19 protein-coding genes and 1 riboswitch are annotated in these 12473 nt (G+C 40.9%); of the genes, 17 read left to right on the top strand and 2 right to left on the bottom strand.

The genetic code is table 11. The annotated features are described in order from the left end of the window. Positions 1-18: 18 nt before the first annotated feature. The 10 genes from ACFOJ8_RS09290 (at position 19) to ACFOJ8_RS09245 (ending at position 7115) form a co-directional block, all read left to right on the top strand. The gene (locus ACFOJ8_RS09290) at positions 19-330 is read left to right on the top strand and encodes a hypothetical protein (RefSeq protein ID WP_380656310.1); all 312 of its coding nucleotides are present in this window, start codon (positions 19-21) and stop codon (positions 328-330) included. Positions 331-523: 193 nt separating this feature from the next. Next, a complete protein-coding gene (locus tag ACFOJ8_RS09285; RefSeq protein ID WP_380656306.1) occupies positions 524-793 on the top strand; it encodes a phage holin in 270 nt (89 codons plus the stop codon). Between the two features lie 43 nt (positions 794-836). Then, positions 837-1940, top strand: coding sequence for an N-acetylmuramoyl-L-alanine amidase family protein (locus ACFOJ8_RS09280; RefSeq protein WP_380656303.1), 1104 nt, complete (start codon positions 837-839; stop codon positions 1938-1940). A gap of 310 nt (positions 1941-2250) precedes the next feature. Further along, the gene (locus tag ACFOJ8_RS09275) at positions 2251-2418 is read left to right on the top strand and encodes a hypothetical protein (protein WP_380656301.1); all 168 of its coding nucleotides are present in this window, start codon (positions 2251-2253) and stop codon (positions 2416-2418) included. Beyond that, positions 2419-3063, top strand: coding sequence for a hypothetical protein (locus ACFOJ8_RS09270; protein ID WP_380656298.1), 645 nt, complete (start codon positions 2419-2421; stop codon positions 3061-3063). 80 nt (positions 3064-3143) lie between these two features. Next, positions 3144-3536 (top strand): YolD-like family protein, encoded by a 393-nt coding sequence (locus ACFOJ8_RS09265; protein WP_380656295.1) that lies wholly within the window; start codon positions 3144-3146, stop codon positions 3534-3536. 1 nt (position 3537) lies between these two features. Further along, on the top strand, positions 3538-3849 hold the full coding sequence (locus tag ACFOJ8_RS09260; protein WP_380656292.1) for a hypothetical protein: 312 nt from the start codon (positions 3538-3540) through the stop codon (positions 3847-3849). 536 nt (positions 3850-4385) lie between these two features. Next, positions 4386-4808: a universal stress protein gene (locus tag ACFOJ8_RS09255; RefSeq protein WP_380656289.1), complete on the top strand. Its 423-nt coding sequence runs from the start codon at positions 4386-4388 to the stop codon at positions 4806-4808. Between the two features lie 374 nt (positions 4809-5182). Beyond that, on the top strand, positions 5183-5560 hold the full coding sequence (locus ACFOJ8_RS09250) for a YbgA family protein (RefSeq protein WP_380656286.1): 378 nt from the start codon (positions 5183-5185) through the stop codon (positions 5558-5560). Between the two features lie 97 nt (positions 5561-5657). After that, positions 5658-7115, top strand: a complete 1458-nt coding sequence (locus ACFOJ8_RS09245) for a Mur ligase family protein (protein ID WP_380656283.1) — start codon at positions 5658-5660, stop codon at positions 7113-7115. A 47-nt stretch (positions 7116-7162) separates the two neighbouring features. Here ACFOJ8_RS09245 and ACFOJ8_RS09240 read toward each other — a convergent pair whose 3' ends face one another. Continuing rightward, positions 7163-7483, bottom strand: a complete 321-nt coding sequence (locus tag ACFOJ8_RS09240; RefSeq protein WP_380656280.1) for a DUF3243 family protein — start codon at positions 7481-7483, stop codon at positions 7163-7165. Between the two features lie 250 nt (positions 7484-7733). On the opposite strand from ACFOJ8_RS09240, the gene aroD reads away from it, so the two are divergent. Beyond that, entirely contained in the window at positions 7734-8477 is a 744-nt protein-coding gene (gene aroD, locus ACFOJ8_RS09235) for a type I 3-dehydroquinate dehydratase (RefSeq protein WP_380656278.1), read from the top strand. A gap of 42 nt (positions 8478-8519) precedes the next feature. Here the strand turns inward: aroD and ACFOJ8_RS09230 are convergent, their stop codons facing one another. After that, positions 8520-8837, bottom strand: coding sequence for a thioredoxin family protein (locus tag ACFOJ8_RS09230; RefSeq protein WP_380656275.1), 318 nt, complete (start codon positions 8835-8837; stop codon positions 8520-8522). Between the two features lie 141 nt (positions 8838-8978). Here ACFOJ8_RS09230 and ACFOJ8_RS09225 point away from each other — a divergent pair, with 141 nt between their 5' ends. The 6 genes from ACFOJ8_RS09225 to ACFOJ8_RS09200 all read left to right on the top strand — a co-directional run bounded on the left by ACFOJ8_RS09225 (position 8979) and on the right by ACFOJ8_RS09200 (position 12463). Next, complete coding sequence (locus ACFOJ8_RS09225; protein ID WP_380656272.1) at positions 8979-9335, top strand: Spx/MgsR family RNA polymerase-binding regulatory protein; 357 nt, start codon at positions 8979-8981, stop codon at positions 9333-9335. A gap of 68 nt (positions 9336-9403) precedes the next feature. Continuing rightward, entirely contained in the window at positions 9404-9784 is a 381-nt protein-coding gene (gene gcvH, locus ACFOJ8_RS09220) for a glycine cleavage system protein GcvH (protein WP_380656270.1), read from the top strand. A gap of 61 nt (positions 9785-9845) precedes the next feature. Then, entirely contained in the window at positions 9846-10253 is a 408-nt protein-coding gene (locus ACFOJ8_RS09215) for a toprim domain-containing protein (protein ID WP_380656267.1), read from the top strand. Further along, a complete protein-coding gene (locus tag ACFOJ8_RS09210) occupies positions 10207-10521 on the top strand; it encodes a thioredoxin family protein (protein WP_380656264.1) in 315 nt (104 codons plus the stop codon). Before ACFOJ8_RS09215 ends, ACFOJ8_RS09210 begins: the two co-directional genes overlap by 47 nt. 36 nt (positions 10522-10557) lie before the next feature. Then, a riboswitch (SAM riboswitch) is annotated at positions 10558-10657 on the top strand. 97 nt (positions 10658-10754) lie between these two features. Beyond that, complete coding sequence (locus ACFOJ8_RS09205; RefSeq protein WP_380656261.1) at positions 10755-11774, top strand: methionine ABC transporter ATP-binding protein; 1020 nt, start codon at positions 10755-10757, stop codon at positions 11772-11774. After that, positions 11771-12463: a methionine ABC transporter permease gene (locus ACFOJ8_RS09200; RefSeq protein WP_380656258.1), complete on the top strand. Its 693-nt coding sequence runs from the start codon at positions 11771-11773 to the stop codon at positions 12461-12463. Before ACFOJ8_RS09205 ends, ACFOJ8_RS09200 begins: the two co-directional genes overlap by 4 nt. The last annotated feature ends 10 nt before the right edge of the window (positions 12464-12473 follow it).

The following is a 12473-nucleotide window of genomic DNA, read 5'->3' as shown; positions in this document are numbered from 1 at the left end:
TATTTTCAGCATAAAGGGGTGGTGAGAATCGAGAACAATAATTTTAACTTCAAGCGCTATAAAAATGACATCGATGCCATCCATGACCGCATCGATAAACTGAAGATTGAGGTCGATGGTATTGACGACAAGTTGGACGATAAGTTTTATGAGTTGAAGATGTCGAATGCAGGGTTGCATACCAAACTCGACACGGTCGTTCACAATGCTCAGAAAGCCGAAGAACGTGCAGGGAAGCAGGCAGATCGTGCGCAGGGACAATCTTGGGCACTCATCCTCATGGTACTCACCATCGTCGTCGGTGCATTTATCAACGCGTTCGTACTCTAAATAGTCGATATGAAAGGGGGTGAGTATATGTGGGATGGATTCAGTTGCCTATTTTTCGGTCGCAAGTGTAATCGCTTTGGTTGGTCGGGTCGAGCGATGAAGAAACTCAATGTGATGGCCATTGTTAAATGGTTTATCTAAATCCAGAGCGCGTGCCTTCGGGTACGCGTTTTATTATTAAAGGAGGCAAACAATGTCTGAAGAAAAATACACAGAAGTATCCAGTAAACCGTCGTGGATTATTTTGGCTTTACTGGTTATCGGTTTCGTGAATCAAAGCCTGGTTCTATTGGGCCACAGTCCACTGCCATTCTCTGAAGGAGATATGGAGACACTACTTGTCACGGGCTACAACGTCATCGTCGGTACAATTGCCTGGTACAAGAACATGCCAACCAGTAAAGAAGGGCGTATCGGTACCGCAGTCACGCGTCAATTGAAGAAAGACCGAGACACTCAATAATTTGGGTGTCTTTTTTAATACAAAAATTTAAGGAGTGTTTTGAATGACTTTGAAAATCGGTGTTTCAAGAGGACACGGTAAATACACAGCGGGTAAACGATCACCTGCAGGTGAAAGAGAGTGGTACTTCAATAACGTTGTTGCCAACGCTTTTATTCGTTACATGACGAAATTCGATAACGTTGAAATTATTGAAGTGGCCGATCCAACTGGAGAGGTAGATACAGGGCTTGTCGAACGAACAAATCTTGCGAACAAATACGGAGTCGACATCTACATTGCTTTCCACCACAACGCATATCAAGGCGTCTGGTTCAATGGCGGTGGGTCTGAAGTGCATGTAAGGCCGAACGCACCACAAGCTGCAGCACTTGCACGTATTGCAGCGCCCTTGATTGCGAAAGCGATGGGCCTTGCGAATCGTGGTGTGAAGGTAACAAATCTGCACGAGACGCGCGAACCGCATCAGATTGCCATGTTAATTGAAGGGGGGTTCATGGACTCCAATCAAGATATTGTAGCAATGAGAGATGAAAGCAAACTGACGGCTCAAGGCGAGGCAGTAGGGAAAGCTGTTGAACAGTATTTCGGCTTGAAAAGTGTCAAAGGGAATACCGACAAGCCAGCGGCATCACCTACACCAAAACCTGCAGTGAAGCCAGCGTCATCTAATAAATACACCTCAGTTGTAAACTACCTGGACGACAGAAAGATAGACTCCAGTTACAACAACCGTGCGCGACTGGCCAAGACTTATGGCATTAAAAATTACCAGGGCACAGAAGCACAGAACATCGAGCTCCTGAAAAAGCTGCAGAGTGGTGCCAAACCAGTTAAACAAGCGACCGAGCCGAAGTCCAAGTCTGTTAGTCAGATGGCCGATGAAGTCGAATCCGGCAAACATGGTGATGGCCACTACAACCGCAGAATTTCTCTAGGAGTCACTCAGGCCGTTTACAATAAAGTTAAAGCAGAAGTGAACCGACGTGCTGGCGTTTCTAAGCCAAAGCGATCCATCAACGAAATGGCGAGGGAAATCATTAACAATCCGAGAGTGCCAAAGGGTCATGCTGCTAGACAAAAATGGCTTGGCGTAGGTAATGCAACGTACGCTAAAGTTAGAGCAAAAGTAAATCAGTTAATGTAATATTCAGGGGCAATTATGCCCCTATACACATGTAACACAAAAGGACTAGACAAGTTCAACATTTATCGTCTTCTATGTAACGACAAGCTATATGATTAAGTGGTATCAAAGTGCATTATTTTTACTTATACGGGTAACAATAATTACGAACACTTTTTGTGTCTAAAATACTTCGTTTTTTGTTACAAAGTGATATTAATTTTAGTAAACTATATTATTTTAAGCCAATCTCGTGTAAAATGTGGTTAATTGTACTAGAATATAGGTACAAGATTAATGTGTGAGTGAGTGACACTAGGGGGAGAACGGAATGGCTACCGAGACATTTGTAACGGACTATAAGTTCAACGAAAAGTCGGCCACTAAAGTCTTGAGTGCAATGGAGAGAGAACGCAAAGCAAAACCAGTACGTGTAAATGTCAGCAGATTATCTGAGAAGTCAGAAATTCGTGATTTGTTAAGGAAGTCTTCTCGTTAGATGTCGTTGAAAGTAGTCGCGTTATCTAATTTGCTGTCATCTTATGATGAATCCCTGCCTGGAGACAAAAAGAAGGTAGAGCAAGAAGTTCAAGAATTATTGAACAAATTCAAATCCATTTCAGTGAGTGGTGACAAAAAGCAACATGACGTAGAAGGATTTCTTCAAAAAAGAGCAATTGAATTTGATAAGTCTGGCATATCAAAAACGCATCTAGTATTTGCTCCATATAAAGGAGAGCAAGTACTGGTGGGCTACTACGCTATATCCAACAAAGCCTTAGTCTTTACTAAAAGACAGCTATCTAGGTATAGTGTAAGCGTTCAAAAAAGGATAAGAAGAAGGTCTAGTAATTCCGGTGAAGATGTAAACAATCATAGTATTAGCGCTTTTCTCATAGGGCAGTTAGGTAAGAACCATACTGATGAAGCCCTCAAGACGAAAGCAGTTAACGGAAAGATTTTGTTAACATTGGCATATGACACTATTTTAGATGCTCAAATGTTAGCAGGTGGGTCTTACATTTGGTTAGAATATGAAAATAAAGACAAACTGAGAAATCTTTACAATGATTTCGGCTTTTCTGAAGTTGAAGACTACACTTCTCCAACCGGATTGAAAATGGCATTTATGTCTATAAGTTAACCTGCCCGTAATGGGTGGGTCTTTTTTTACTTTACAATACGAACAAGTGTTCGTTATAATCACCGTAAGAGGTGATGGTGATGAATACAAAGGTTAATCAAGAGACAGACTACAGAAAGATACCTGTGGAACAACTTAACTCAAATATTCCCCAAGGTAGGGGCATGATTAAGTGGCAGCCGTTTGCGACGATGCCTGAGCAGTATCGTCGGATTGAGCAAATGATTGATGACCAGGCGAAATGCAGTCCGCCACAATTTGATAACGACATTTTAGTTATGATAGAGGAAAAGGTCAGAAGGAATCTAGGCAAAGAGATCGTACTGAGGTATTGGAATAACGGTTTTGAGGTTCCTCTGGAGTGTAAGGTAGAATACATCGACGACAAGACAGGCATCGTCATCGTAAGTAAAGGTCTTGAGTTGATACACGTAAAGTTTGTACAGATATATGAAGTGGATGGAGGCTGGTAGCATGGGGCGTTTCAAAATTTTTGTAATGGTTTGGGAGCAGAAAGATAATATGATCATGGCTAATCAGGTCGAGTTTGTAGATATTGGTTCTAATAAAGATAAGTTGGATACAATCATCGATCTGTTGAATCGCAAGGTTAAAAAAGGGGATAAACATAATGTTGCCTGTTCTCTCGACGTTAGCTATATGGATGAGGAGCAACCACCAGACCATAACGGCATTCGGGAGATGCATCATATCGGCTGGTTTGATGGCGACTGGCACGAAGAAGTGATGTTCTTAATTAGGGATATGGACGATAAGCTGATTTAAGTAATTATCTTCGTTTAGATATATGTAGTATAATAGAAGCATAAGGCAACCAGCCATGGAGTATCCTCGGATGCTCTTATTTTTTACGTAGATACCTTATTGTGGTCTCGGATTAGTCGTGTTTCTACCATATAAGAGGCATTACTACATGGAGTATTCCGCTTTAAGCGGAATTAACAACGATAGAAAGATATAAAAACGGTCGATAAACGTCCCGACAGTCTCCCGCCGTCTCCATATTGCAATTAAACTGTACATCGACCTCCGGATCATCAATGAACCGGAGGTTTTTTATATGAATTCTGTTCGGATAGCCTCCAGCAATTTATCGAGTTTTACCAAATGCCACGTAGGGTAGAATTTAGTAAAAGCAAAAAACTATAAGTGTTAGTCTAATGACGGGACTGATATTATCGGATGTTTTGAAAGTATTCTGTAACTTTATGTAAAAAGCTCGGAATAGTTATTGAATCGGAGTAGTGAAAAGTGTTAATTTATATATAAGAACAATATGAAGAACAGCGAGGTGTGTGAGAATGTACAAAAATATACTGCTCCCTTATGATTTCGGCAATTCCTTTTACAATGTGCCTGAGCAATTGGAGAAGCTGACAGAAAACAGCAAAGAGGCCAAAATCACGATTTTTAACGTAATTCCTGAAAGTGAACAGGTGGATAATGTGAAATATCGTGGTAAGCATTTTAATGATATTATCAACGATAAGATTAAAGATCTCAAACCGTTTACGGATCAGTTGGATGAACTCGGAGTGAGTTATACTACCCGCTTCAAAGCAGGTCGTGTAGTCAATGAGCTTCTGAAAGAAATAAAAGAAAATGATTATGAAATCGTCGTCATGAGTAATAGACGTTCGAAGCGGGATGTAAAGCATGTTCTCGGACACGTTACGCATAAAGTCGCAAAACGTGTCAATACACCGGTTCTAATCATCAAGTAACTTTATGTTGAAAAGAATTTGATTGCTCAGGTATAGGCTGGTTTATAAATTTCATCCAGGAGAATCTTCGCTATCTGAATATTCTTGAGCCAGCTCATCGATGAACTAACTTTACGATATAAGAGGAATTTCCGTTCTCTTTTAAAGCCTGTACACTTTGGTTGCAGGCTTTTTGACATGGTTTCTTTAAGCAGTGCCTGTATTAAGATAGATTCTATTTTAGATGAAAAGTATTTGAGGTGCTAGTCTATCTCACTTTAGATTTATAAACGATTATAATTTTACTGAATAAATAAATTTTGTAGTTGGAAATAGAGGGAATAGGCTTGAAGCTTTTGATTTTGGGTATTTAGATTTCGGAAGGATGAAATTAGATGAGCACACGGGTGCATATCGAGAAACTATGGGCTAAAGAAAAGTATAAAGTGATGTACCATAGTCAGAGCCATTACAACCATCTACGTAATGTACTAAAGAGTGAACCGACTTACGAGACAGTGAGAACTTTGATTGAATCGGCACAATCAGTACCGCCAACGCAAGGCTCAAGAATAAATACGTTTGACCATGTATGGGGGTATTTTAAAAACATATGTGACACGGCAGAGAAAGAAGAATACAAGGTATTGAAACAAGCAATTCTCTCGGATATTAAAGAAGATACAGTGATGATTGGATTCCTAAAGCACTTGTCAGAGAAATATCAGGTGTCCTACTTGCTTAATTCATCATTAATACAATCTGAAAAATAAAATGTCTGATTCTATTTCATATTGTTTTCATTTGCTTTATAGTTAAATAAAATAGTAATAACAACTTACTAATAAGAACTGGCTGAAGGGGAATTTAATGAAGGTATCAGAAGTTGTAGAAGCGATAAAAGAGAATATAATTAATCCTAATTCACTGCAGTTAGTAGATGATCACGAGGAAATCCAAGGAATTACTTCGATGTATCAGAATCTTGGGGCTGGATATGTATTCATGTTGAAAGCATCGGAAAGTTCTAAGAAATACATGGAATCCGCCCTTAGTTGCAAGCCTGCCCTAATCATTACTGACTTTGAAGTGGATACTTTCAAGGCATTCCACGGACAGGTCAACATTATCTATATTGAGCATTACAATGATGTCTCTATTGAAATGGTGGAACTTTTCTATGGAGAACATATCAGTCAACTCAAATACATCGCAGTGACTGGAACCAATGGTAAAACGACAACCAGTCATTTTATTGGACGTCTTCTCTCAGAACTTGGACTTAAAGTGGCCACGGTAGGCACTTTAGGGATTTATGATCATACATATGAGAAAGTCGTTTTTACACATTCAACACCAACCACACCGATGCATTTCGAATTCGCTGAAGTCATCAAGTATTTTTCACTACGTGACTATGATTACATCGTTTATGAAGCAACATCGATCGCTTTAGATCAGAGACGGACAGATTTCATCAGGAATGAATTAGGTGTCTTCAATAATTTCAGCCCCGAGCATCTGGATTATCATCTGACTATGGAAAATTATTTGGCGTCGAAGCTCAAACTTGCAGCATTAAGTGATCAATGTTTAATTAATGCGGATGTTCCAGAATATCGAAGCGCGATGGATGATTCATTTCACTTTTCTAAATATCAGGACACATATTATCGATTCAGCACCGACATCGATCACATCGATCTGGTAGTAGGGGATAATCAGTATAGAGTGAAACCGAAATTCCTAGGTGAACACAACTATATTAATCTAGCTACAAGTATATTCGCTTTATTAAAACTTGGGTATGATGTGAATTCGGTCATTGAAGCATCGGATAGAATTAGCCCGCCAGTTCATCGCTTCGAACTATTCTCTAAAAATACCTACGACTTCATTTTGGATTTTGCGCATACCCCAATCGCGATTAATGAGTCGATTGTTAATGCAATGAGGTATGCAGAAAAGGTCGACAAAAAACTGATTGTCATGGTAACGGGCATCGGTCTGAGAGGGTATGAAAAGATCAGAATGACGATGCAAGAAGTGCCTGAAAATCTGCATCATCTTGTGCTTGCAGCAGAGCAGATTGGCTACGAGGATGAGTATGAAATCGTTCGTATGATGCAGGCATCACTGCCAGCAACGTACGATGGCACAAATACGGTCACTGCTGTTTCAAGGCAAGAAGGTATCGTCAAAGCCATTGAACATGCGGATGCTAATTCAATCATCTTATTGACTGGCATCAACGAACCTCAGCACTATCGTGGTGAACTTTTAGATCATGATGATAAGTCATTCATCTATGATCATCTTGAGCAATAAAAAAAGACACTTCATATGGAGTGTCTTTTTTTACGATATTTTAAATATTAATTATTTGTTTTCTGAGCCATTCTAACAAGCGCTTTAGCGATTGTATCTTTTTCATCATTGTTCTCTGCAGATTTCCAAAGTTCTTTTAGAACCTGCTCTTCGCGGTTGCGTGGTTCTTCATTCTTGGCGAGGTAATCAGCAACCTTTTTAGCAGCTTTTGCTAGTTGGTCTTCGTTCATTCCAACCTTCTCGCCTTTATGGACCTGGTCTCCGAGATAATCGATGAACTTGTTGTAACTTTCAAGAATCTGATTTTTGTCTTCCTGATCCATATTTTGTGCTTTTTGTTCTGGATTATTCATTTCTTCGTTAGCCATTCTAAATTCCTCCTATAATTTTCTGAATATGGTAAAACTACGCATCGTTCTGAAATATGAGAGTACAGTAGTATGAGCTTCCGGTGGAAATGATATTGGCCGGATAATTAGTTGCTCTAATCATATATTAACCTTTTATTGCCCTGCCTAAACATATTAAGGGAAAGAAAGAGATTCGATATTATATTTGAATTTTTTTGATACTTTCTATATTGTATATAAATAAATAACGATGATAAGAGGGATATGTATGAATGTCAAAGGTGTAGGCATCGGGAGTGGACAACCCAAAGTGGTCGTTTCCTTCTCGAATCATTCGAAAGAGACGGTGGATGAAGAGATCAAAGGCGTACTAGACAACCCATCAGCAGTCGATATTGTCGAAATCAGAAGCGACGCATTTGATGCACTCAGTCAGGAAGAGCATCTGCAGCTTGTTAATCACATATCTGAGAAACTTGAGGATTATCCGATTCTCTATACGTACCGGACCCAAAGTGAAGGGGGTAAGGGACAGAAGACGGCGGTGGAGTATGAATCGTTGCTCAATGCTGTGCTTGATCAGTGCGATATTCAGTTGATTGATGTCGAGTTCTTCATGTATGAGGATATTGTCGATACGTTGATTGAAAAAGCGAAGCGAAAAGGCGTACTGGTTGTACTGAGTCAGCACGACTTCAGGGATACGCCGGACTTTGATGAGATAATGGCCACATATAAAGACATGCATGAACGAGGTGGCGATATATTGAAGCTTGCATACAATCCTGCAGATGGACGGGATGTCTTAAGCATTCTTACTGCCGTACACGATGCACGCCAGCAACTGAAATGCCAAGTCGTCGGCATCAGCATGGGAGAATTGGGTAAGATTACGCGTGTCGCAGGTGGCGTATTTGGTTCTTGTCTTACGTATGGTTACATCTCTCACAAAGCTGCTCCAGGCCAGTTTCATGTTCAGGATCTGAAAAACAATCTACAAATATTCGAATAGATGATTAAAAGATCCCGCTGTTTTAGCGGGACCTTCTGATATTTAAAGATTATTCTGGAGGAAGTTTTTGACTGATTCCGGTGATTTAGCATCTGCTGAGTGTAGGTGACCAAGCTTTTCACCGTTTTGGAATATGAGTAAGCTTGGGATGCCCATGACATCATTTTCATCTGCCGCTTCAGGCAACTCATCGCGGTTCAGTTCATACCAATCGAGATGATTGTACTCCTCGAGGATTGGATCGATGAACATATTCATGCGTGTGCAATCTGGACACCAGTCGGCGAAGAATTTGATGATGATCTTATCGTCGCCCTGTATCTTTTCTTTATAGTCGTCATATTGTCTAATTGCTTCCATTATGAGTGCTCCTTTACCTGATTAATTGTTCTCATTCTACCATTCTTAAGGTATATTATGAAAGATACATGCTTATTCCACTTGCAAAAATAAAGGACTTTTACGTATATTAAAAGCAAGAAACTTTCTGGAGGATAATCAATGATTAACTATTATGAGTACCCGAAATGTACAACATGCCGAAAAGGGAAAAAATTTCTTAACGATAGTGGGGTCGATTTCGAAAGTATTGATATGGTGAAGTACCCGCCAACTGCCAATACGCTCCGTGAACTGTCAGAAGCTTCCGGTACAGACGTAGATATGCTTTTTAATAAAAGAGGTAAAAAGTACAAGGATCTTAATCTGGGTGACCGTCTCGATCAGATGTCACAAGAAGAGAAATTTGAACTCCTTTCCTCAGACGGGATGCTGATTAAACGTCCATTGCTGTATGATGGTAAAAATGTACTGCTCGGATTCAAGGAAGCGGAATATAGGGCGCTTGTAGACAACTAGATTAGCCTTGCCTTCACAGTGGGACTTATGAGATTATATGAGTGTAGTAGAAAAAGGAGGTTTTTGTCGTGGCAACACCTAAAGAATACAAGTATTCAGAAGATCATGAATGGGTCAAAGTTGAAGATGGCAAGGCGACAATCGGTATTACCGAATTTGCCCAGTCCGAGCTCGGCGACATCGTATTTGTAGAATTGCCTGCTGAAGGTGACGAACTCACTACTGGTGAATCATTTGGCAGTGTCGAGTCCGTCAAGACGGTTTCTGAACTCTATGCACCTGTAAGTGGTACTGTCGTTGAAATTAATGAAGGATTAGAGGACAGCCCGGAGCTTGTTAATGAATCTCCATTTGAAAACGCCTGGATGGTTGTCGTTGAACTATCCGATGAATCCCAACTTGATAAATTGATGGATGCTGACGCCTACGATGAAATGGTGGACGCATAGAAATGTAAACTCTGGACATGGTCTGGAGTTTTTTTAAAATATCATACCAAGGGTGATGACTATGTATTTTTCCGATAAAGTGCTTATTGTCGAAGGTAAGACTGATAAACGGCGCATCGAAGAAGTCCTGATTGAACCTGTACAGATTATATGCACTCATGGTACAATGAGTGTCTCAAAATTGGATGATATTCTCGACCAGCTGAATGGTTCTGAAATCTATATTCTGTCCGATGCAGATAAAGAAGGAAGAAACATCAGAAAATGGTTTAAAAAGCATTTGAGTGAAAGTACTCATATATATATAGACCCGAAGTTCGGTGAGGTGGGTCGTTGTCCGAGGGACTATTTGGCAAACCTCCTCATGAGACATGAGTTTTATATAGATACAAGCTTGATCATGAAAGGTAAGTTCAGTAATGATGAAAGAATCGAAAACACAAGATATTACCAGTCGTATCCAGTCTGAGGAAACGTTCATTATTTATGGTTATGCGCCAATATGTGCGAACTGTCAGATTGCTGAACGGATGCTCGATGTCGTGGCGGAATTGAGGCAGTTTTCATATACATCTATAGATCTGAACTATCAGAAAGATTTTATTGAAGCCTATGAAATCAGATCAACCCCAGCATTGCTATTGTTCAAAAATGGCCAACTTGTTAAGGAAGTTTACGCATTCCAATCCGTGCCTTATCTAACGGAAGTAATGGATGAATTCCTTGTTGACGAATAGGAATACAGATGGTATTATTAAAAAAATCTAATAAAACTCTTATCAAGAGTGGTGGAGGGAAGTGCCCTAAGAAACCACGGCAACCGTCATTGTGACAAGGTGCCAATTCACATGATCATTTGATCAAAGATGAGAGGCTGGTAAACGAAACCAATGCCTACTCAACTTTTGAGTAGGTTTTTTTATGGAAAAAGATAGCTGTGCTATTCAATATAAAAGTCAGGATGAGGCATATGATCGACATTCGCAATGCGACTAAAATTTTTAAGACAAAGAGCAGCGACATACAAGCGGTGGATGATGTTACACTCCGCATCGAGCAAGGTGAGATCTTCGGTGTCATCGGTTATTCTGGAGCCGGGAAATCCACCCTCATTCGAATGCTGAATGGACTCGAACAACCTTCTTCCGGTGAAGTAGTCATCGGAGAGGACATCATCAGTACCATGAACCGGGCAAAGCTTAGGAAGAAACGCCAGAAAGTATCGATGATTTTCCAGCACTTCAATCTTCTATGGTCGAGGACGGTTGAGGAGAATATTAGTTTTCCACTGGAAATCGCCGGTGTACCGAAAAAGGAACGACAACAGCGTGTTGCCGACCTCATCGACTTGGTTGGTCTCACAGGACGTGGCAACAATTACCCAAGCCAGCTTTCAGGCGGACAAAAACAGCGTGTTGGCATCGCAAGGGCGCTATCAAATAACCCAGAAGTACTGCTCTGTGATGAAGCGACGAGTGCACTTGACCCCGAAACGACAGACGAAGTATTGGACTTGCTGGTCAAGATACGGGACGAGATGGATTTGACGATTGTATTGATCACGCACGAAATGCATGTCATCCGTAAAATTTGCGACCGTGCCGCTGTAATGGAGAACGGTCGGGTAGTTGAAACGGGTCCTGTGATCAAGCTTTTCCAGAATCCAGAGCACAATGTTACGAAACGGTTCGTCAAGGACGACATCAATGATGAAGAGACCGCCCTTTCCTTTGAAGAAGTCAGGGAGATGTTCCCGACATCGAAGATATTGAAGCTCGGGTTTGTCGGCTCCCAGTCTAAGGCACCCATTGTTTCTCAAGTTGTCAAAAAGTATAACCTGGATCTCAATATTCTCTCAGGTAACATCAAGCGGACCAATAATGAATCATATGGTCATCTTTATGTGGCGATCGACATCAATGAAGCGGATCTTGCCAACTTGGAAGCAGAATTGGCCGAACACGCTGTTACGGTGGAGGTAGAAGGATGATTGGATTTATTAATGCATTTGCTGAGATGTTCTCCTTTGAAAATGTAAAGTGGGACGATGTGTTTACCGCAACTTATGAAACGCTCTACATGACAGTCATTTCGACGGTGTTTACATTCGTTTTCGGTTTGATACTTGGAATCATACTCTTTCTTTCTTCAAGAAGTGAAAACGTAGCTAGTACACCGCTTTATGGTGTCACAGCCTTTCTTGTCAACCTGTTCAGAGCAATACCGTTCATCATTCTGATCATCCTGCTCATACCATTCACAAAAGTGGTGATGGGAACGATCATGGGATCGCAAGGGGCACTGCCTGCACTCATTATTGGCGCCTCGCCTTTTTATGCCCGCCTGGTCGAGATCGGACTGAAGGAAATCGATAAAGGTGTAATAGAAGCGGCAGAGTCCATGGGCGCAGGGACATGGACAATTATACGTAAAGTATTGTTGCCGGAATCCTTACCGGCATTGATTTCAGGTATCACTGTCACTGCCATCATGCTTGTCGGATCGACTGCGATTGCAGGCGTCATCGGGGCAGGCGGCCTTGGCAACTTGGCCTACATGGTCGGATTTACAAGAAACCAGAGTGACGTGACTTTAGTCGCAACAGTGGTAATACTGGTTATCGTCTTTATCATTCAGGTCATAGGTGATCTGACAGCAAAAGCAGTCGATAAGCGATAACCGTCAAAAT

This window comes from Salinicoccus sesuvii, from assembly GCF_042648145.1.
In the GTDB taxonomy this organism is placed as follows: Bacteria; Bacillota; Bacilli; order Staphylococcales; family Salinicoccaceae; genus Salinicoccus; species Salinicoccus sesuvii.
The sequence above is the reverse complement of the archived record's forward strand: the minus strand, read 5'-3'. Positions and strand labels throughout refer to the sequence as shown.